Source organism: Pedobacter sp. KACC 23697, from assembly GCF_045348445.1.
Lineage (GTDB): Bacteria > Bacteroidota > Bacteroidia > Sphingobacteriales > Sphingobacteriaceae > Pedobacter.
The window spans coordinates 1,940,558-1,962,726 of record NZ_CP157485.1 but is presented as its reverse complement, the minus strand read 5'-3'; the positions used below and the strand labels follow the sequence as shown (position 1 = coordinate 1,962,726).

Sequence of the window (22,169 nt, the reverse complement as noted above, 5' to 3'; positions counted from 1 at the left end):
AATTCAGGGTGACGTCCAGAATGATGCCCCGCAATGACGATTTTTATTTTAAATTGTTTGCAGATACAACTTGCTGAGATCAAATGCCGGAATGTCCCTGGCATTTAAATATATATAAGTGTTTCCTTTCGCATAATTACAAATCATGGTCTCTAAATTAAGCGCATTAAAAATATCTTAGGGGTAATAAACACTACGCTCCCCTTATTTTTTGGTTAATCCAATAGCTTCTAACATATGTTATGATTAAAATTTAATACCTAGTGAAAGTCTGATAGTAAAAGGTTCTCCTTCAACAAAGAAATAATTGTTGCCCGAATATGGGAAATCCGTGGTGATATCACCAGATGCCATATAGCGTTTGTTGGTTAGATTATCTGCAATTAGCCTAAACATATATTTAGGACTGCTAAAACTCAAACCTGCATCAAATTTGGTGTAATTGGGCAGGTAGGTATCTCTTTGGCTGATGGCAGAAAGTTTGGTAATGGTGGTTTGCCCTGCGCTGACAGAGATTTTATGATAACCTTTTAAAGGAATGCTATATTGTAACCAGGTATTAAATACTTGCTGAGGTACATCCGGCATCTTTTGCCCAACAATTGATGGGTCATCAACTGTTGGGTTAAGGTTATTGTCTTTGGTTATTTTGGCATCCACATAGGTGTAATTCGTGATCAGTGACAGGCGATCGGTAATATTTCCGATTACATCTACTTCAAAACCGTTGCTTACTACTTCGCCCAATTGAAGATAATAGGCAATAGCGCCTCCGGCGGCTGCGTAACTTCTGAAATCTCTCGCCGCTACATTTCTTTTTACGGTATGGAAACCATTTACCGTAGTTAACAAACGGCCGTTTAACCAGTTCTTTTTTATACCAATTTCATAATTGTTGCCTAGCTCCGGTTCAACAGGTTTTGATGCAGTAACCGTTTTTTGTCCGGCCTGTGGACCATCAGCGGTTTCGGTTACTACCTGCCCGGTTTTAGGTACAAACGACTGGTCGTAAAGGAAATATACAGATGATGTAGAGTCTGGCATAAAACTTAATGCTGCACGTGGAGAAAAAGCATGTTGTTTGTAATAATCAGGCACACGTGGACCTCTTGTAGTGGTTAAAATATTGCGGTTACGGTAATCGGTATAACGCGCCCCAACAGTCAGTAAAAATTTATCAATGGCTATATTATCATAAACATAGGCGGCAGAGTAGTGAATATGATTTTCCTGCCTGATTGATCTTTTAGTTATGCGTACAGTATTTCCATCTACATAAAAATTCGGGTTATTCCGTTCAAATGGAAAGGAGTTACCTCCGTAATAGGTTGATAATGAATCTTTACCTGTGGTGTAATCGCTACCGATTAACAAAGTGTGTTTTAATGCACCTGTTTTAAATTTGCCTGTTAGAAATAGGTTGGTGTTATAGGTTTCGCCCAATATATTGGAGTTGCTTGCGATACGGTTGGTTTTGCCTTCAGTGTTAAAGCTGATCGATGTTCTGTTATTGGCCGATACCATATACCATTGGTTGGCAGGTGCCTTAACAAAGTTAGATTGGGAAGTAAGCTGCCAGTTTTTATTAAATTGATGAACGGCACTAAACCTGAAAGTGTGTGTTTGTGCAACACTTAAAGGCAAACCTATCCCGGCACTGAAATTTAAGCTGATCGGATCTTGCAATACATCTTTATCCTGACGCAATTTATTGATAGAAGAGCCATTTTTTACTTCACCACGGATGTAATTGTATTCAGCAATTAAAAATGTCTGTGGACTAAAATTATATTGTAATACTGGTGCAATTACGTACTTTGCGGTTTTCATGTAATTGAGGTACGAATCCTGGTGCTGAAAAGCGGTATTGAAACGATATGAAAAACCCTTGCTTTTTAAAGCGCTCCCAATATCTGCAGTAGCACGTAAAAAATTATAATTGCCACCTGTAACCATTACATTAAGCAGTTTTTCTTTGGGCGATTTCGTTACGATATTCAGTGTTCCACCTGGCTCGCCCAAAGCACTGATAAATCCTGCCGGTCCTTTAACAAACTCAAGGTTCTCAATAATCGCCTCATCATCAAGCGTTGCACCTAAAACCAATCGGTTTGGCATGCCGTTAATGGTAGTTGCGGCATTAAATCCCCTCACTTTTATGGATGCGGAATTGTCAAAAGGTGAACTGTTGTAGCCAAAATATATGCCGCTGGCATTTCTGGCCATATCTTTCAACTGTAACCCACCTTGTTGCTGTATCAATGCAGATGAAATGCTGATGATATTCTGGGGCATCTTTAATAATGGAACCTGCATCCTCAAACTATTGGATAAAGTATCTTTTTTTAGCTTGATCGCTTTCTGACCATCAATATGGATTTCATTCAGCTGACGTACTTTGGCAGTAGAATCCTGTACCGATTTGCTCCGCTTTTCGTGCTGGGCATAAAGCTGTTGTATAGGAATTAATAAAAAAAAGATGAGGTAAAATTTTTTGTTCATTTTTTTGTGCGTGATTGATATATGTTGTTTAATCTAAATTTTGATGCGGAGTTTTGTAGCAATTAAGATGATCAGTAAGCCGATGCAGAACAAATATGAAATGCCCCACAGAATTTGCTGGTTTTTATTTGCTGCTGGTTTAAGTTTAAATTCAGGTAGATTTTTTAAATCATTTAGGCTTAGTTTTTTATCTGATAAGATATAGTCATTCATAAAATCTACCCAGCTTTTTTGAAAAGTATTTACCTGATACTGATAAGAGAGGTAATCTTTCAGTCCGGTTTCAGCAATTTCATTTAATATATATTGAGTTTTGGCTGCAGGATTAATCCAGCTTAAGCTATTGGCAGCCTCATTTTGCTTTTCAGGATACCTGTTATAATTTTTAACGACTTTTGTCATTCGGCGTCCTAAAAGATCATAATAGGCCGCAAAACGTTTGTTACTGTTTTCGCTCGTATCTGTGGCTGTCCTTAAATGATTGTATTTGGGATTATTCCGGTAAAACGTATCGATAAGGAGTTTACGTGGCAATGCCCAAACTGCTTCACTATTTTCTCTTAGGGCAACAGCTGCATCGGTTTTTAGGGGAATAGGATAATATAAACGCATTACAGCATTACATAACGCGGGTAAAAGCATTAAGAAAAAACACCACGTACCTAAAAGATAAAGCGCATTGTGAACAGAACTTTGACTTAACCTGATTACAAAAAAAATAACCGCAAACCAAAATATAAGGTACGCGCTGATACAAAGCAGCCATAATATAGCGGCTATTGGCTCAAAAGAAATGAGTAATGCCGAACTGATAAAACCTACTATACTGAGCAGCCAGGCCATTACACCAATCAGCATAAACCTAAAAACCAGTTTATAGCTCATTATCCTGCCAAGATAAAGACCTTGCAAGGAAAGTAATTTATGCGTTTGTTGTTCTTTTTCCTTCGATAAGATATTGTAGCTTAATGCAATAGCGAGTAAGGGGAGCAGGTAGATCATAACATAGGTCAGATCGAAATTGCCTGATGCAAGTACTTCGGGATTGGAGATTTCTGCATCTGAACCCTGCACAAAATTACGTCTGCGGGTAATCACATCATAGTAGGGCGTTAAGTCCCGCTGTCCAATCGATAACACGCTTATTGAATGAGGTTTATGGATGGCATATAAAGGGTTTTTATATTCAATTACGGCGGGTATTCCAGCCTGATTAAATAAGGTTTTTCCTGCTGCTGTAGTCGTATCTGCTGAAAAACTGGCTACAGCCTCCTGATACTTTTTTTGATATTCATGCTGGAGGCTATCAATGGCTGATAATTGTTTTTGCGTAAAACGGTAACCATCATAAATACTGTAAAGCCCGGCCGCAAAGAAAAAACTGATCAGAACAAGCATAAATTTTTGCCTGGCCAACAGCCTCAGTTCAAATAAGAATATGGTGCTAAACAACTGCATAATTATGGACTAAAGAGCGTGAAGCGATAAACTGAAGTAAAAGAATGAGTGTGAAAATCCATCCGGTTAAAGAAAATATGGCAGTTTTTTCTAACTGCAGTACCTGGGCAAGTGTTGGTAATTGATACCTGAAATCTTTAAGCTGGCCGAAATACTGAGGTCCGACAATATATTCACCTTTAACATCTTTGCCATGCATGGCCAGCTGCATATTCAGTTTTTTAATGAGCTGGTTTCGGTAAGCCTGTGCCTGTTTAAAAAATTGTTTGTGATGATAAAAATCAGAATCCGCTAACCCCATCGAAAGGCGTTTGGCTGATATAAAGGGGTCTAAAATACCAGAAAGACTTAAAAAATGCTGTTGTTGATCAAAACGGTCTTCAACCGCTTTAAAATAATGGTTAAAGGCCATGGTACGGTAATCTTCATTAAACTGAAGTGTCAATCCATCTATATTAAAAGGCAACGCGCCAACGCTATCTACCCTATATTTTTTCAATAAGTTATTGATGTAACGTTCACCACGGGTGGCATAAGGATCTTTCCCGTTTAAGCCTTTCCGGTAACCCTGTTCCACTAAATCGCTAAAAACTGCCCGCGACATTAGCGGGTAACTCCGGTTGGCCGTACCGGTTATTATTTTGGGAAAAATTATGCTCATGAAAACCCAAAGGCATAAAGCACTTAATAATGCTTTTCCTGAATAATTACTGAATGCTGAAATGATGCTGCCTAATAAAGCTATTAACAGGTAATACAATAAACAGGTGATGAAAATACCTAAAAGCCTGCTGAAAAGGAATACCGCATCGCCTGAAAAGAGAACAGCAAGAGCCATGATTATGAAAACTGGGATTATAATCACCACGATAAACAGGTAATTTGCCCAAACCTTTGACCAGATGATTTTACGGCTGCTTAAGCCCTGGGCTAAAAGCATCTTAAGGGTTCCGTTTTCTTTCTCGCCCGTTATACTGGTAGAAGTGAGGAATAAAAGAAATAATGGCACCAACAACTGTAGAATAAGTGCAAAGCTGAGATTACCAAAACGCATGGAAGTATCCTGGTGCTCAGCTTCACTATTACTGATCTCATGCTGAACGTGTGCTTCTACACGATAGGTATTTCCGGTATAATCGTTAATGCCCGGATCAAAAACATTGAGCAGGTTAACAGGTTTGAACAGGTAAGTCCCAAAATGTGCTGCATCATGCGGATTACGCTGTTGATGCGCCCATTGCTGTCTGAATAGGGCATTAGCTTCCGATCGTTGTTTATGGCTGGCATGGTAATTTAATAAGGTACAAAATGTAGCGGCTGTAAACAATATCCATATCACAATGGCCGAAATCAGTACTGTTTTATTCCGGTAGCTCAGCAGTAATTCTTTTTGGATCAGCATCTGCCACATCGCAAAACCTTTCGTTCTCATCTAAAATTTATAATTATTAATGCATCAAAGTTGCATTATATTTTACATATTTGCAACTATATTGCATTTGAAAACTTGTTTTTTCCATGATCAAAGATTTTATCCGCAGAAATAAATATCCTTTTTATAAGCAGCCCGATGCCATGGATTGTGGGCCGGTTTGTTTAAAAATGGTTGCAGCCTATCACGGTAAAAACCTTTCCATGCCATATTTAAGAAAACTATGTAGGATTGGTAAGCAGGGAACAACCCTGCGCGACCTGACTGATGCGGCAGATCAACTGAGTTTTAAGACACTCGCAGCAGAATTACCTTTCCATAAATTAGAAAATGTTCCTTTACCGTGTATATTACATTGGCAAAAAGAACATTACGTTGTACTGTATGAAGTAAATGATCAATATGTCTATCTGGCCGATCCGGCCTTAAATAGCAAAATCAAACTTCGTATTGAAGATTTTTTAACTGCATGGATAATCAATACCCAAAAGAAAACAGGAAGGGTTTTGTTACTCCAGCCGGATCAGGCTTTTAAAGACCTGAAAGAGCCGTATGAGCATAAAACTTCGTTATGGTCTTTATTGCCATATCTTAAAATGCACCGAAAAGGCTGGCTACCTATATTAATCAGCTTACTTTTAGCCAGTGGCTTTTCTTTAATTATCCCTTTACTTACTCAAATGGTAGTTGATAAGGGAATTAATGCAAAAAATACCAATTTACTCTTGCTCATCTGCCTTGGTCAGCTAATGCTTTTTTCAGGCAGAATGTTGATGGATTTTATGCGGGCCAGGATTTTGTTCCGCATTGGTGCCAAAACAAGTATTATCATGCTGAAAGATTTTCTGGCAAAATTGATGAAACTCCCATTTTCATTTTTTGATAACCGGCAGGCCGGCGACAATATGCAGCGGGTAAATGATAACCAGCGTATTGAAGAATTTTTGACTAATTTCCTGATCAATTTTATCCTTTCGGCCATTACTTTATTGGTGCTGGGCGGGTTGCTCTTTTATTACAACTGGCAGATCTTTATGCTTTTTATGATTGGCGCCACAATCAGCATCCTTTGGTCTAATTCTTTTCAGCAGAAACGCAAAATCATCGATCAGAAGAAGTTTAAGGTATTATCTGCCAATCAGCAGTTGCTTTTAGAAATTTTTTATGCCATGCAGGAAATCAAACTTACCGGGAGCGAAGAAAATAAAAAGCAGCTGTGGGAAAGCCTCCAGGACCAGTCTTTTGACTTAAAACTGGAAGCACTTCAACTTGATCAACGCATGCAAGGGGTGGGTTCTTTTATCAATGAAGTAAAAAATGTATTGATTACCTACGCTGCAGCCATGCTGGTCATCAATGATCAGATAACACTTGGCGGTATGCTGGCAGTTACTTATGTATGCGGACAATTAAATGCTCCGGTAAATCAACTGGTCGAATTTGCAAGGGTATCACAGAACACCAAATTTAGTTTAATGCGGATGGACGAGGTGCAGCAGGAAGAGGACGAGGATCTGGAAGTAAAAGAACCCATCAAAAATGTCGGACCTGTCGATATTTCCTTAAACAAAGTGTCTTTTAGATACGGAAGCAGGCATGCACCTTATGTTCTAAAAGATATTGATCTATTGATTCCGGCTGGAAAAGTTACCGCCATCGTAGGTACAAGTGGGAGCGGTAAAACGACCCTTATTAAGTTGTTACTGAAATTTTATGTCCTTACCGATGGTGAAATTACCATTGGTGAGCAAAACCTTACACAGGTGAATGCCAGATCGTGGCGGAAACATTGTGGTGTTGTAATGCAGGATGGTTATGTTTTTATGGATTCTATTGCCAATAACATTTTTGCCGGTGCAGCGCTGAAAGATTTCGAACGCCTTTATGAAGCTGCAAAAATGGCCAATATGCACGATTTTTTCTCCTCAATGCCTTTTGGTTACGACACCGTGGTAGGAAGGGATGGTTATGGTCTTAGCGAAGGACAAAAACAGCGCCTTTTAATTGCCAGGATGATTTACCGTGATCCCGATTATGTTTTTCTGGATGAAGCCACTAACGCACTTGATGCACAGAACGAACGATCGATAGTGAACAACCTGAATACTTTTTTTAAAGGCAAAACCGTCCTGATTGTAGCCCATCGGCTCAGTACGGTTAAACATGCTGATCAGATTATCGTGCTGCAACAGGGCGAAATTAAGGAATGTGGTACGCATGAAACCTTATTGCTCAATAAAGGAAGTTACTATAACCTGATCAAAAATCAACTCGAACTCGGTAAATAAATTATAGATATGAGCTTACAGATTTTCCCTTATTCTTTGGTACGTTATGCCGGACTAGACCATCAACTATTTAATCAGCTTAAACTAAAAAATGCAGAAAATATTTTATCATCTCATAAAAAACTCATAGATGAAAAAGAACGGTTAAAGAATAGTTGCTGTGATGCATTATATCCTGTAATAAATCTTCAGTTAGATGATAAAGTAAGGCAACAGTTAATTAATCTTAAACGACAGGTATTCAATGATAAAAAGGTTAATGCTGACTACATTTGTTTATTGCCGCAAACCCTGCAGAACGATTTACAGATTTATTTGAATAAGATAGAAGAACTCATTCTTTTTAAAAATGCGTGTATCCTAAAATTTGAAGAAGAGCAAAATATTCAGCGAAAACAGGTACAGCAAATGGCACAACGACCGGAATTGCAAAACGGACTTTTGCTATCCAGTCCGTTGCTTTACGAGCAGTTAAGCAGTTTTATTAAAAAAGATACAGATCGATTTAAACAAAAAGAACACCGGGTGATGTTTAGCTTGCTGCGCTACCTCAGCAGAATGGCCTTTAAAACCTCGCCTTTTAGCAGTTTTACATACACGGGCTTAGTAACTTTAGCTAATACAGGGAAATTAAATACCATTCATGAAGTTGGCAGCCGCTTAAAATTAAATAATTCCATATTCGAATACCTCAGATCAATATTAAAAAGGCATCCCTTGTTAAATGAGCACTTGTGTATTAAACTGAATATCACAGCAACCATCAAAGAGGATAAAATCTGCTTCCTGAGCAACTTTAACAATATAGAAGCTTTTCAGCAGATTAATGCAAAAGGCTTACAGATAATGGTTTATCAGTACTTAAATAAACATCAAGAGCCTGCTTCGCTCAAACAATTAATCTTAGCGCTTCATCAGGATCTTGAAGGCCCAGATTATGAAAGTATTAAAACCTACCTGATTAAGCTGGTTGAATCAGGAATGCTTGAGTTAAACCTGCCATTTTCGGGTATGGATGAAGAATGGGACCGTAAATTATTAGTTTTTCTAGCGTCATTAAAAAAAGTAGAACCATCAGTATTACCAATTATGATACTTTTTGAAAACTTACAGACCTACAGAGATGAATACCCTTCAGCTGGTTCTTTAGTGCGCCATAAAATGCTTCAGGAAGCAGAAAAACAGTTGAATGAAGTTTTTTCTGAATTGCAGCAAGAGGCCGGGCTTCCTTTTTATAGTAGCACATCTGATCAGAAAATTACACAGGAAAGTCCGGAAACAAAAATATTTTCAGACCTTAAATTTATGCCCTATTATTTTTCGGGGCGGCATATTTTTTATGAAGATTGCTTTACTACAGAAAAGTCAGCACTACCGGAGCAACAGGTGAAAGATTTTGTCAATAAAACAAATGAATTGATCAATCACCTGCTTCCACTTGATGTAATGCAGAATGAGCGCAATAAAATGTGTGATTTCTTCTTACAACATTACGAAAATGATGATTCCGTTGATCTGATAACTTTTTATAAAGACTACTATTTTTATGTAAAAAAGCCAGAAAAAGAGAATGAATCTCATAAAAACACTGATTTTTTAGCCTTAAAAAACTGGAAAGATGCCATTTTATTAAAATTATCGCAACTCAAAGATTACGATGAAAACCTGATTCATTTAGACAATAGTTTTTTTACCGGCATCCCAAATGGTACAGATCTGCCAAAAAACGCTACAGCAGGGATGTTTGTTCAGTTTAGCGATAATGAAAGTGGTTTTGCCGGCATGATTAATGCCTTATTGCCCGGAATGGGCAAAGTAAGCGGTCGATTCTTATCACTTTTTGATCGAGAAGTTACTGAAAATCTTGTTCAACATAACGAAAAGGTCTATCCTGATAAAATTAAAGTAGAACTGAATGATGCCTCAACATTTAATGCGAATATCCATCCGCCATTATTGGCCCATGAACTCGAACTTCCCGGAGGGAATAACATTTATCCATCGGACAAACAGTTTAATATTCGTGATTTAAGGATAACCTACGATGATGAAAAAGGCATACTAAAACTTTATAATGGGAATTCTGAATTTTACAGCTACGATTTGAGTTTAGAATCTTTTTATAACCGCTCTAATCTCTATCAACTGCTCGCACATTTCAATCCTGATGCCCGCGTATCATTACAGCCATTTATTCAACTGGTTGATCAGTTTTACCAGGAACAACATCCTGTTCCAACACCTGATTTATTTGTATTACCCAGGATCGTTTATGCCGAAAATGTGGTCATCAGGCGTAAAACATGGCGTATAAAAACAGCCATCATTCCTCAGCAGGATCAGTTTGAAGCAGATTTTGACTATCTCATCCGGTTAAATAACTGGCTTATTATTAACGAAATACCACCAGAGGTGTTTCTCTTTTTAAGAAAACGTGCTTACCAAAATCAATCAGATCATAAAAGGGAAGGCCTGCATGATGATTATAAACCACAATACCTTTGCTTCCATAGTCCTTTATTCTTAGCCATGTTTAAGAAATTACTGTTAAGGGCAGGCAATTACATTACGCTTGAAGAGGTGTTTCCGAAACCCACCCAAAATAAGGTAAGCGAATACCTGATCCAATGGTATAATAACTGATATTTTATGCAAAATCAACAAGATAAATGGTTATCTGTATATCTATTTCATCATGGAGACGCCAATGCGGTTTTAAAACAGCTTGTTCAGCCATTTATTCAGCAATGGCATGCATCCTGGTTTTTTATACGTTACGGGGAGGGTGGTGATCATATCCGTTTGAGATTAAAAGCTGCAGAAAACCAGCACCATTTAATTGTTCAGTCCATTAGTCTGGAAAAATCGATAATCAGCTCGGTTCAGGTTGCCCAATACGAGCCAGAGGTAGAGCGGTATGGGAATTTAAAGAGTATGCCCTGGGCAGAACATTATTTTGAATGTTCTTCTGTCTATATTTTAAACTGGATTGCGAACAAACAAGCCAATCAATCACCTATAGCACAGGCCATAAAACTGCACCTCCTCTTATTATTTGCTACCGGATGGCATAAAGAAGAACTAATTAGCGTCTGCAATTTCTTTTTAGAAGGTTGGTTACCTAAACTCTTCAACCAAACAGAACCGGGGGAACGGCAAAGGCTATTTTGGCTCGATCAGTTCGAAACTGTTATTAAAACATCTAAACCTCAAATACTTAAAGCCGCAGACTACTTTTGGCAAGAACTAAAAGCTGGAAAAGTTGATGATGAATTAAACACTTATCTATCCGAAACCATTCACATAATTAGACTATATAAATCTGCTGGTTTTGAAGAAGATAAATTATTTCAGGTCATTTCAAGCTTTATCCATATGAACAATAATCGCTTAGGTATTTCTAATGATGAAGAAGCTTACATTATATATGCTATTATAGCCTGCCTTCAATTTATTCATGAAAAACCCACACCATAGTTTTAACAATGTTCACAACAAAACAGATCGAAAAATTTAACCGGCAGCTTTACGAAATTTACGATGAACTGTGTTTTAATTTTATAGAAACTGACCGGGAAATCTGGTGGCCAACCCCATTCTACACCAATCTTGATGAATATGAATTTAAGGAAAGTTACGACCTCTTTAATGGCAATTGTGGCATTGTTCTCTTTTTTCTGAAATTATATCAGTTTGATAGAAATGCAGATCATTTGCGCATCGTGAATAAAGCCATGTACCGGATCTTGAATTCCAGCGAAGTACTTCATCCTAAATTCTTTGCCTTGTACACCGGTTTGGGAGGAGTTGTTTATACCTGCCTTAAAATTTTTGAAGTTACAGATGATGAGTTTTATAAAGATAAAGCTTTAGCACTAACGCTCCATAATGAAAAAGAATTAACGGAGTTGTTAAAAGCAGATCTTTTAAGTGGCTATACAGGTAATTTACTATTGTTCTGCTTACTTTACCACCACACCAATCACCCTAAAGTGCTAAGCATGGTGAGCTTCTTGATCGATCGGTTAATTGCTGAAGCTCGGATTTCTGAGCAGGGATTAAAATGGGATTATTCGCGATCAAAAAAAGCCTATGATAGTATGACCGGGTTTTCTCATGGTGCTTCAGGTATTGCCTGGGTGTTGATGCAGGTTGGTCAATATTTTAATGCTTCGGGATTAATTTATCTTGCTGAAGAAGCTTTAAGATACGAAATGCAATATTTCCAGGAATCTGCTAAAAACTGGCTGGATTTACGTCTTGGTCCGCACCGGTTAAATAAACCTGATGTGCATGAATGGAAGCTGGAAACATTCTTACCAGAAATGACCGATGTAAATGCCTGGGCGCACGGTGCAGCCGGAATCGCATTGAGCAGGCAAATGGCATTGCAGATTACCAAAGAAAAAAAATACGAAGAGCATTGCCAAAATGCACTGGAACGCTGCTTGCATGACTTAGAAAAGCTTACCCGAACGGATTTTACCCTGGTTAGCGGCTATTGTGGAATGATTCCATTTTTGTTAGAATGTGAGATGAATGCTCAGGTCGCTTTAATATTAGGGCAGGCCAGCGCACTTCATCAAAAAACAAACAGTTATAATACTTATGTTTCATGCAGTATTGATGATTATGGACTCTTATCCGGAAAAGCGGGAATTGGTTATATCATTTTGCAAATTTTAACTGATCAAAGTTCCGCTGGTATCCTGGCTCCTGGATTGCCACACAATGATAAAAAGTCAGTGTTTGAATATGAATACTCAGAAATTCAGATCAAGAAGCTGATTTTTTCAAATTATTATACCAGAACACTTAATAAATTACAGCATTTTTCTGCTTTTGAGAGTAAAGACATTGATGGTTTTAAAATAAAGCTTCAATCAGAAATTTTGCAAATTCAAAATGATGAGATTGCTGCTTCATTTAATCTGGAAAGCGCCCTGGTTGATTTATGGAAAAAACACAAAGGTTATTTTAGTTTCGAGCAGAAACATAAATATTGGCTAAAAAGGGTAGAAGAAAACCTTAAACTGTGTGATAAAGTATTAACCGACAAAAATTTAAGGTTAAGTGACCGGGTAAAACTTTATCGCCCGCTCAAACGGATAGAAAATGGGCTGCTTTTATTCATTAGTGATGAAAATGGTGTAAAAGAAATTAATGTTGGTTTATTTACCGCATTGATTTTAAACGCAATTGAAAAAGAGAAAATGAAAGGAGAGGAGCTTGTAAAGCTACTTCACGCTACTCTATTTGGAGATACACCAAATGAAAAGTCTTTGATGCAATTAGCGGATAAAGTGGTGCAGCAGACCCGGTTATTGATCGAGGCGGGTTTTATTGAAGTATCGGATTAATTATTTGATTTTTAGCTGTTTAACAGAGTAAGGGCCAGTCCTGATACTCAAAACCGGTTAACGGCAAAAAAACTTCTCTCTCCATTCCTTATCCTGACTTTGTTTCAGGATCTGAATTAAGTGATTTGTTAATCGTTTAAATCGGATAATTTATATGGCAAACTCAAATTGTTTAATCGCTTACAGGCGCCAACCACCCATCGCTTAACAAAACAAGGCGCCCTAAAGCGCCTTGAGATGAAATTACCATTTATGAATTAACAGATAACGGTAGTACATCTAACAGGTGGCGTATGGTGGTCATCTGTTTGTTCTGTGTGTGTTGGCTCAGATACGCTACCCAAACCGCCTGATAAACGCATAGCTACTTCGCTATCAATGCTGGTTACAAAACTTTCCAATTGAAGGTCTTCCAAGCTCAAAGTGATTTTTTCTGATTGATTTTTCATAAAATAATTGATTAATGTTGATGCCTACTGGTGGTTACGGGGGTTCGGCTTATCCCCGGTTGCAACAGCACTAAGTTAATCAATTGCAACATAGTTGCAAAACAATAAATCATATTTTTGCAGCTATGTTGCGTTAATTTATGATTTAATTAGTAACGTTCTGTAAATTAAGATGTTAAAATATTTACATGAGTCAACAATCTTTTTTATTAACAAAACGGATGGAGTTGATATGCCAGAGAGATTTTGGATATTAATTCTTGTTTTTAGCAGTTGCAAAAACAATTACACCGGCTATCAAGATAATGCCACCGGCATAAGGGGGCCAGTTTACAGATTTTTCTTTATCGGCAGATATTTGAATAGGTCCTGCATCCACAATTTTTTCTTTTTTGGTATAAGAGAAACCAGTCCAGATGAGCATGGCAATACCCACAACGATTAATACAATTCCTAATGTTCTGTTCATAATTATTCGCTTTTATTTATAGCAGAACAGCAATCTCACCGATATGTTTTTATTGAAATGAATAGCCAACGCTTATTTTTTGGGCATAATTAACATTGTCTGCCATTTCTAGCGAAAGCGAAAAACGTTTAATGTATAAGAAGTAGTTAAAAACCCACCCCATCGAATTTTTACCGCTGATGAAGTCATTTGTTTTAATACCAGATCTAAAACTATTTGCAAAATTAGGAGTGCCACCAATAAAAAATCTAAAAGCATGTCGAAAATCAGGGTTATCCCTTACTCTCCAGATAATCTCTGTAGATAATCCGGTCGTCCATAGCACTCGTCTGTTTGAAACGGCTACATAATCCGGAATGCGGCTGTTGTAAACTTCCTGTCTGAATTTGGTGTATGCCCCACCTTCAAAGGCAAGTGCATTTTCGAGGTTAATGTATCTAAAATCTGTATTTCTGTTAGCTGAACTGCGATGAAGACCGGCAGAAAATCTTAAACCAACACCACTGATCGATTTTTTAAAGGATGGAAGATAATTTTTTAAGTTCTCTTCGCTATTATCCTTATTTCCACCTGATGCCTTTCCTGCATAACCAAAAATTCCATAAGAAATATTTGCTTTCTTAAAAGTGTGCGACTGACTTATATTTGCCATTCCCAATTCGAAGCCTGTACCAGCACTCGGTGAAACAGAAGCCGCAAAACTTGCTGATGCATTTGTTAACGTTTTAACACTATCTGCAACCATCGCCTTTGGTAGATAGCTCATATTGTTTCCCAAAATAGCTGGGGTAAGGAAAGATGTGCAGGAAGTAAATGTGGTTAAAAAAAGTAAGGGGAGAAGAGCGATAATTTGATTTTTCATTTTATGCTTATTATTCTTCAAAGAAATCAACCAAACCGCCTAAAAAATACTCCTGGATTCCTTCCGTAAAATCTTTATAGTCTTCATCAGGAATATTGGTTTGTCGAAATTCCAGTGATGTTCCCTTCTTATCTTCGTGAAGTTTGATGGTTACGATAGAAGGTTCATTTTCTTCTCCGAAATACCATTGCTGCACAATTTGCTTACCGTAGGTAAATTCGATGTTTTTACCAGTAATATCGCCATCCCATAAAGAGAATTCTGTTCCGGGTACTTCTTCAAACTCTACTTCTGCACCAGTCCAGAGCTTCATGCTGATGTCTTTGGTAAGGGCTAAATAAACTTCTTCTGGTGGTGCAGGTATGTAGGTATATTTTTTAAAGTCTTTCATTTTCTACTGTTTGTATTGTTTTTTGCTGTTCAATAATTTCTTGCTTTTTTAAATTCTCGAGCCTAAAAGTTTCATTTAAATCTTTAATTACTGCTGCTTTCCATGCGTATGCGGGATAAGAAAACACAAAGGTACTTTTTACGCGACTTGATTTTACAAAATAGGTGATCCAAATTGCAGAAATAATGACATTCCTGATCAGTGTAGTCACATCTGAATTTGTATACAGCTGACTGCCTAGATGTTTACTCATTAAAAGCTGAAAAACAAAGCCTAAAATGGCTACGGTGATACTGGCAATTTTGAACCCGATATAATACTTTGGAAATTCTTTCCGGCGTTCAAAAAAAAAGAATATAACCAGTATACTGAATGTAATCAGGCACATGTTCAATGCCGTCTCAATAAGCCAGCAAAGCTGGTATATGAATGTAGTAAAGCGATCGTACTGTTCAAGGGTTTCCCAAGTACGCTGACTAAATGTATTCGTTTTGATCATTGTAAATAATGAGGCAAACGGCATAACTACAAGGCCAATAGCAGCAATGATAAGCCAGCCGCCAATTTTGGGAGCTTCTTTTATATCTTCAAGCTCAAATGGTTTTTTACGGGTATAAAGAAATACACCTACAACTGCCATTAAAATGAAAACGAAAACGCATAAAGTTACCATCCAATAATTTAAATCAGATTCATCTCCAGTATCAGTTCCATCACCCCTCCAGTATAAGCTGTAGCTCAGATTGTCGATTATATTGCTTCTGTCTTTAATGTACTGTCTGGTTTCAGCACCAGATATTTCATCGCGCAGGTTTTGGTAACTATAGTTTATAGTTAAAGTATCCGACTCTGCCTTTACGGTGTAATTAAACTTGTAGCCAGGTCTTTCAACACTAAAAGCTTTGTCCTTTAAGTCCCAGTTATCAGGAAAAATGATTTTTAGTTTTTGGTTGATATTACAAGGATAAGCCAACTCCATCGGTACATCACGCCATTTCTTTAGCTTTCTTAGTTCATTACTGATTAAATCACCATAGAAATAAATGTCATATCTGTGGGAAACCGAGTCGTCTTTTACCCAGATATTCTCAATCTCATAGCTTTCGGTTAAATAAATAATGTTGTTAACCTCATCATCCTTGACGATTAAATTTTTTACCGTTTGTATGCCCGGATATAATTTCGCATAATAACTTAAATAATCCTTTTCCAGTTTATTTGTTCCATCACTGCTTAGATCGGCTCTGATCTGATCGGCACAGTTGTGCGTATAAACTGTTTTGATTTGCAATGTAGCTTTTTTGCCCTGTGCCGTATCGGGTACATTGATGGTTGATGTGGCATCTATTTTTCCTTTAGGATTACTTTTAACCCATTCAAGTTTATCGTTACCAGGTTTTACCACCAGAACATTTGCAGAATAGGGGAAATAATTTTCAGTTATCGGGCCACGCTGATCAGACATGGTTGCATCAATCCAGATCTTTTGCTTTTTGAACTCTGCTAATACCACAACATGGTCAAAAGCACCGGTTGAGGGCAATCTTTCTATTGTTTTATCACGCAAATAAGTATTGATTAAAACCGGGTACGCAGGTATGCCCATGTTTTTTAACAGGTAAACCAGTAACAGCGATTTGTCCTTACAATCGCCATAGCGCTGTTTTAAAACTTTGTCGGGAGCGTTTGGACGATGAGAATATTGCCCCATTTCTATCCCCATATACCTGATCTGATCTTGCACAAAACGGGTAGCCAATTGTAAATACTTTTCAGGATCGTTACCGGCTTTAGCTTTTAACTCTTTAACCTTGGCATTGAGTATAACAGAATTTTTAAGATCATAGGTATTTAAACGGACAGACCAGTCGACGATATCTTTCCAGCTGCGATATTCGCTAATCTGAACACGGCCGTAAGGATTATACCATTCTGGCTGGTAATCGTGTGTGGTAAAGGTTTTGGAAACCTGACTTTGCCATTGGTATACTTTTAAATCTCCGGTTTCAAGCGTTTTTAGTGGTGGAACATAATTGAAGTCCTTAAGCCTCAAGTCGCGTTTTTTGTTAAATAGTACGCTTACATAAACATTGGAAATCTGACTTCCGCCCTCAAAATAGATCAGATTGCTATAGCGCGAATCAAAAACTGGATTTTTGCCTTTTACCGTATATGAAAACTCAATCCTATCACCTTTGCGTACATCATCTAAAATCAGAAAAGCATTAAATGTGCCGCTGTAAATAAACTTGCTGAGTTCTTTCTCATTCTGTATAATTTTAAAATTGCGTGCATCAAGTTTATCTATGGGCTTATTGTTTCTCCAAATGATAATCTTATGGAAAAGAAGCTTTTGATAAGAAGGATCGTAGGTAACGGATATTTCTGAGCCATTTTGCACTCCGGTATCCGAAATAATTTCACGGATATCGTGTTCGTATTCTTCCGATGTTTCTACATTAATTTGCTGTTCATAAAGAAACAGGTACCAGCCATCCTGAACATCTTTTGCTGCTGCCCGTTCATCAACAGTTTTAACTTTTTGCAACCATTGTGGTTCTGCTCTGGAAATAAAAAAATTATTTTTCTGTGCAAAAGTTGTACTGATCCAAAAAGTTAAAATGAATAAAATAAGTTTTTTGAGGGCGTTTTTATCAAACATGTTTGTTGAGGTTGTTTACTTAAATGCGTTTAATCCCGTCACGTCCATTCCCGTAATCAGTAAGTGTATATCGTGTGTACCTTCGTAAGTTACTACAGATTCTAAATTCATCATATGGCGCATGATGGAGTATTCGCCGGTAATACCCATTCCACCAAGCATTTGGCGTGCATTTCTGGCAATATCCAGGGCAATTTCTACACTGTTTCTTTTCGCCATTGATATTTGTTCAGCCGTAGCCCTGTTTTCACTCTTCAGTACACCTAAACGCCAAACCAACAGTTGACCTTTAGTAATTTCAGTTACCATTTCTGCCAGTTTCTTTTGTTGCAACTGGAAACCGCCAATAGGCTTCCCGAATTGAACGCGCTCTTTGGAATAACGCAGAGCAGTATCATAACAGTCCATTGCCGCGCCTAAAGCGCCCCAGGCAATACCATAACGTGCCTGATTTAAGCAACCCAACGGACCTTTTAATCCGCTGATTTCAGGAAAAACATTTTCCTTTGGGATTTTAACATGATCAAATACCAGCTCACCGGTTGCTGATGCACGCAGGCTCCATTTGTTATGGGTTTCGGGCGTAGAAAAACCTTCCATACCCCGTTCTACTACCATTCCTCTGATTTTGCCCGATTCGTCTTTTGCCCATACCACAGCAATATCAGCAAAGGGGGCATTGCTGATCCACATTTTTGCTCCATTTAAAATATAATGGCTTCCAGCATCTTTAATGTTGGTTACCATACCACCTGGATTGGAGCCATGATCTGGTTCTGTTAAACCAAAACAGCCCATTATTTCGCCACTGGCTAATCTGGGGAGGTATTTTTTGCGCTGTTCCTCTGTTCCATAGGCATAAATAGGATACATCACTAATGAACCCTGAACAGATGCTGTAGAGCGGATACCAGAATCGCCACGTTCTATTTCCTGCATCAAAATTCCATAAGCGGTGTAATCTAGCCCGGCGCCACCATACTCAACCGGAATAGTAGGGCCAAAAGCACCGATATCAGCAAGGCCTTTTATTAAATGTTTCGGAAATTCTGCCTTTTGTGCATAATCCTCGATAATTGGGCTCACTTCTTTTTTTACCCAATCTCTGGCCGTAGCACGGATTAATTTGTGCTCATCGGTTAACAATTCATCCAATAAATAATAGTCTGGCGCCTCGTACAGGTCTTTTTTTACTGATTTCCTCATGTAATTTCGTGTTATCTGGTTAAGAAACCGCGTTCATTTCAAAGGTAACAATTTACGGCAAGGGGCATTATATTCATGAATAAAAATTTAATTTTGCAGCTTATAGAAAATACATGAGCCATTTCAAACAAACCGTAGCTTTAAAAGATGTAAAATGCTTTGCACTGCATGGTTATTATCCGGAAGAGCAACTTATTGGAAATCATTTTGTTGTAGATTTAGAAACAGAATTTACGCCACAGGGTTTTGATGATGAACTGGCACAAACGGTTAATTACGAGGACTTGAATCGCATCATCCTCGAAGAAATGAAAAATACACAAAAGCTATTGGAAACTGTTTTGAAGAATATTATCTCGAAAGTTATCGAATTGTATCCTTTTGTGTATACGGTAAACGTGAGTATGAAAAAACTAAATCCACCTATGCCTGGTCAGATTGGGCACTCTTTTGTTAAATTATCTTACACTTCAGCCAAATAATGAATTTTACGAAAATCAATCCGGAAATTTTAGCAGAGATTAAAGCTGTAATAGGTACAGATAAAGTTTTTACCGATACAGAAAGCCTGGATAATTACAGTCATGACGAGACCGAAGATTTGCGCTATCAGCCCGAAGTTGTGGTAAAACCCACTACGCCAGAGGAAGTTTCAGCCTTATTAAAAATCTGCAATGCCCATCATGTTCCGGTTACACCACGAGGAGGCGGAACAGGTTTAAGTGGAGCTGCCTTGCCGATTTATGGCGGGGTATCCTTATCAATGGAAAAGTTTAAGGCCATATTGGATATTGATACCGAAAACTTACAGGCAACGGTTGAACCAGGCGTGATTACTGAAGAGTTTATAAATGCAGTAGCCGAAAAAGGTCTTTTATACCCGGTTGATCCCAGCAGTAAAGGATCTTGTTTTATTGGTGGTAACGTGGCACACGGTTCTGGTGGCCCAAGAGTAGTAAAGTATGGCACCATACGTGAGTATATCTTAAATCTGGAAGTGGTTATGCCTAACGGCAATATTATCTGGACGGGTGCAAATACACTTAAATATGCTTCAGGTTATAATTTAACCCAGTTAATGATCGGTTCGGAAGGTACCTTAGGTGTGGTAACTAAAATCGTAACCAAGCTTTTGCCAAAACCTGGTCAATCGGTTTTAATGATGGGATCCTTTAGCACAAACGAAGATGCTTGCGCAGCAGTTTCGGCGATTTTCAGGGCAGGGGTTACCCCTTCAGCACTGGAGTTTATGGAACGGAAAGGAGTAGAGTGGGTAATCAAATTCGATGACATTAAATTTGATTTGAAAGATGATGTGGCAGCATTATTAATGATCGAGTTTGATGGAGATGATTTGGATGATATTTTCAAAAACTGCGAGAAAACGAATGTCGTTTTAGAAGAACACAACTGTACTGAAGTATTATTTGCAGATACTGCTGCGCAAAAAGAGGAATTGTGGCGAATGCGCAGAACAATGGCCGAATCGGTTAAATCTAATTCGGTTTATAAAGAAGAAGATACCGTTGTTCCCCGGGCGGCTTTACCTAAACTCGTTAACGGCATTAAAGAAATTGGCACCCGATATGGCTTTGAGAGTGTTTGCTATGGACATGCAGGCGATGGTAACCTGCATGTAAATATTATTAAGGCGGGCATGAGTGATGAAGACTGGAAAAACAAGCTTAAATTTGGTATTGCTGAAATATTTGAACTCACCACCAACTTAGGCGGCACACTTTCTGGAGAACATGGTATTGGCCTGGTTCAAAAAGAATTTATGCCGATTAAGTACTCCGAAATCCACCTGAATTTAATGCGTGGGATTAAAAATGTTTTCGATCCGAACGGGATATTAAACCCTGGAAAGATTATGCCTGATTAATTTTATTCGTCACCCTGAACTTGTTTCAGGGTCTTAATGGTAACCAGTATATTAAGATGCTGAAACAAGTTCAGCATGACGGGTTTTACTCAATTATTTTAACTGCTCAAAACCCAGCATTTTCTGCTTCTCTTCTTCAGGAATTGCAGTCGGTTTGCCCGTAGCGTAATCAACAGCTATACATACCGTTTTTCCTTTGCTGCAGATTACTTCTTCGCTTCCCTTAAGTTTAACGATCTGATACTCTAAATCAAAGCTCGTGTTACCAATCCTTGATGTTTTTACATGAATAGCAATTTTATCATTCATGACAATGGGTAAAATATAATCCAATTCTGCATGCGCCACCACAATCCCGGTTTTTTTCCAATTCCATTTAATAATTTCTTCCCAATATTTAGTTCTGGCAATCTCAAGGTAAGTAAAGTAAATTGAATTGTTTACGTGGCCCATCAAATCAAAATCAATGAAGCGCAAATGGATGTTGGTTTTATAGTTGAATTTGTCTGAAAAAGCCCTAATATCTGTCAATTTGTCTTTATTCTTAGATTTGCTTTGCCAAAATGTCTTAAAAATCATAAAAATTTGGATTGGTATATAAGTTGAATAAGGAGAATTATCAATTTAAAAATTAAAAAATTAAAGAATAAGCGATATGACACTTGTAAATTTTAACAACAGAACACGCAACACGGCTCCTTACTTTAACAATGTTTTTGATTCATTGTTTAGCGATGCAGTAAGTAAAAACAAAATGGTTGATAAATCACCAAATGTAAATATTTATGAAAACGAAACTGCATACGTAATTGAGCTGGCTGCTCCAGGGTTGAAAAAAGAAGACTTTCAGATCAATTTAAAAAAAGATACCCTTTCTGTTTGGGTAGAGGTCAAAAAAGATGAAAACCAGGTAGCTAAAGATTTTACACGTAAAGAATTTGATTACAGCTCTTTTGCACGATCATTTAATTTACCGGATACTGCCGATGGTGATCATATTACCGCTGAATATAAGGATGGTATTTTATCAATTAACATCAGCAAAAAAGACGATGCTAAATTACAGCACAAAGAAATTATAGTATCGTAATAAAAACATTCTCGAAAGAGGGTTTTTCATAATAGTTTAAGTTTAGGTTTTATAAGGTTAATGCCGGATGGCATTAACCTTATTTTTTTTCTCATATCGTCATGCTGAATTCATT

The 22,169-nt window shown here is 37.7% G+C and carries 17 protein-coding genes; 7 read left to right on the top strand and 10 right to left on the bottom strand.

Features of this window, described 5'->3' with window-relative positions:
* Positions 1-246: 246 nt before the first annotated feature.
* The 3 genes from ABEG20_RS07595 to ABEG20_RS07585 are packed head-to-tail and all read right to left on the bottom strand — an operon-like array spanning position 247 to position 5,392.
* Complete coding sequence (locus tag ABEG20_RS07595) at positions 247-2,502, bottom strand: TonB-dependent siderophore receptor (RefSeq protein WP_406826774.1); 2,256 nt, start codon at positions 2,500-2,502, stop codon at positions 247-249.
* Positions 2,503-2,535: 33 nt separating this feature from the next.
* Positions 2,536-3,960 carry an ABC transporter permease gene (locus ABEG20_RS07590; protein WP_406826773.1) on the bottom strand — a complete coding sequence of 475 codons (1,425 nt, stop codon included), beginning with the start codon at positions 3,958-3,960 and terminating at the stop codon, positions 2,536-2,538.
* Positions 3,947-5,392: an ABC transporter permease subunit gene (locus tag ABEG20_RS07585; protein ID WP_406826772.1), complete on the bottom strand. Its 1,446-nt coding sequence runs from the start codon at positions 5,390-5,392 to the stop codon at positions 3,947-3,949. Before ABEG20_RS07585 ends, ABEG20_RS07590 begins: the two co-directional genes overlap by 14 nt.
* An 86-nt stretch (positions 5,393-5,478) precedes the next feature.
* On the opposite strand from ABEG20_RS07585, the gene ABEG20_RS07580 reads away from it, so the two are divergent.
* From ABEG20_RS07580 to ABEG20_RS07565, 4 genes are read left to right on the top strand one after another with little or no spacing between them, the layout of a single operon-like run.
* Complete coding sequence (locus tag ABEG20_RS07580) at positions 5,479-7,680, top strand: peptidase domain-containing ABC transporter (RefSeq protein WP_406826771.1); 2,202 nt, start codon at positions 5,479-5,481, stop codon at positions 7,678-7,680.
* Between the two features lie 9 nt (positions 7,681-7,689).
* Positions 7,690-10,323: a lantibiotic dehydratase gene (locus ABEG20_RS07575; RefSeq protein WP_406826770.1), complete on the top strand. Its 2,634-nt coding sequence runs from the start codon at positions 7,690-7,692 to the stop codon at positions 10,321-10,323.
* Between the two features lie 6 nt (positions 10,324-10,329).
* Positions 10,330-11,157: a thiopeptide-type bacteriocin biosynthesis protein gene (locus ABEG20_RS07570; RefSeq protein ID WP_406826769.1), complete on the top strand. Its 828-nt coding sequence runs from the start codon at positions 10,330-10,332 to the stop codon at positions 11,155-11,157.
* A gap of 8 nt (positions 11,158-11,165) precedes the next feature.
* A complete protein-coding gene (locus ABEG20_RS07565; protein ID WP_406826768.1) occupies positions 11,166-13,040 on the top strand; it encodes a lanthionine synthetase LanC family protein in 1,875 nt (624 codons plus the stop codon).
* Positions 13,041-13,297: 257 nt separating this feature from the next.
* Here ABEG20_RS07565 and ABEG20_RS07560 read toward each other — a convergent pair whose 3' ends face one another.
* The 6 genes from ABEG20_RS07560 to ABEG20_RS07535 form a co-directional block, all read right to left on the bottom strand.
* Positions 13,298-13,489 carry a pinensin family lanthipeptide gene (locus ABEG20_RS07560; RefSeq protein ID WP_265848981.1) on the bottom strand — a complete coding sequence of 64 codons (192 nt, stop codon included), beginning with the start codon at positions 13,487-13,489 and terminating at the stop codon, positions 13,298-13,300.
* A 253-nt stretch (positions 13,490-13,742) separates the two neighbouring features.
* Positions 13,743-13,958, bottom strand: coding sequence for a hypothetical protein (locus tag ABEG20_RS07555; RefSeq protein ID WP_406826767.1), 216 nt, complete (start codon positions 13,956-13,958; stop codon positions 13,743-13,745).
* A gap of 49 nt (positions 13,959-14,007) precedes the next feature.
* Complete coding sequence (locus ABEG20_RS07550; RefSeq protein WP_406826766.1) at positions 14,008-14,820, bottom strand: hypothetical protein; 813 nt, start codon at positions 14,818-14,820, stop codon at positions 14,008-14,010.
* Positions 14,821-14,830: 10 nt separating this feature from the next.
* A complete protein-coding gene (locus ABEG20_RS07545; RefSeq protein WP_406826765.1) occupies positions 14,831-15,211 on the bottom strand; it encodes an SRPBCC domain-containing protein in 381 nt (126 codons plus the stop codon).
* Positions 15,198-17,873, bottom strand: coding sequence for a DUF3857 domain-containing protein (locus tag ABEG20_RS07540; RefSeq protein WP_406826764.1), 2,676 nt, complete (start codon positions 17,871-17,873; stop codon positions 15,198-15,200). The genes ABEG20_RS07545 and ABEG20_RS07540 overlap by 14 nt, the downstream gene beginning before the upstream one ends.
* Positions 17,874-17,888: 15 nt before the next feature.
* Positions 17,889-19,079, bottom strand: coding sequence for an acyl-CoA dehydrogenase family protein (locus ABEG20_RS07535; RefSeq protein ID WP_406826763.1), 1,191 nt, complete (start codon positions 19,077-19,079; stop codon positions 17,889-17,891).
* A gap of 113 nt (positions 19,080-19,192) precedes the next feature.
* Between ABEG20_RS07535 and folB the strand changes: the two genes are divergently transcribed.
* Together folB and ABEG20_RS07525 are read left to right on the top strand one after the other, a co-directional pair.
* Positions 19,193-19,561 (top strand): dihydroneopterin aldolase, encoded by a 369-nt coding sequence (gene folB / locus ABEG20_RS07530; protein WP_406826762.1) that lies wholly within the window; start codon positions 19,193-19,195, stop codon positions 19,559-19,561.
* The gene (locus ABEG20_RS07525; RefSeq protein ID WP_406826761.1) at positions 19,561-20,964 is read left to right on the top strand and encodes an FAD-binding oxidoreductase; all 1,404 of its coding nucleotides are present in this window, start codon (positions 19,561-19,563) and stop codon (positions 20,962-20,964) included. Before folB ends, ABEG20_RS07525 begins: the two co-directional genes overlap by 1 nt.
* 93 nt (positions 20,965-21,057) lie before the next feature.
* On the opposite strand, the gene ABEG20_RS07520 is transcribed toward ABEG20_RS07525, so the two are convergent.
* Positions 21,058-21,543: an acyl-CoA thioesterase gene (locus ABEG20_RS07520; protein WP_406826760.1), complete on the bottom strand. Its 486-nt coding sequence runs from the start codon at positions 21,541-21,543 to the stop codon at positions 21,058-21,060.
* A gap of 76 nt (positions 21,544-21,619) precedes the next feature.
* On the opposite strand from ABEG20_RS07520, the gene ABEG20_RS07515 reads away from it, so the two are divergent.
* The gene (locus ABEG20_RS07515; protein WP_406826759.1) at positions 21,620-22,054 is read left to right on the top strand and encodes an Hsp20/alpha crystallin family protein; all 435 of its coding nucleotides are present in this window, start codon (positions 21,620-21,622) and stop codon (positions 22,052-22,054) included.
* Positions 22,055-22,169: the final 115 nt, after the last annotated feature.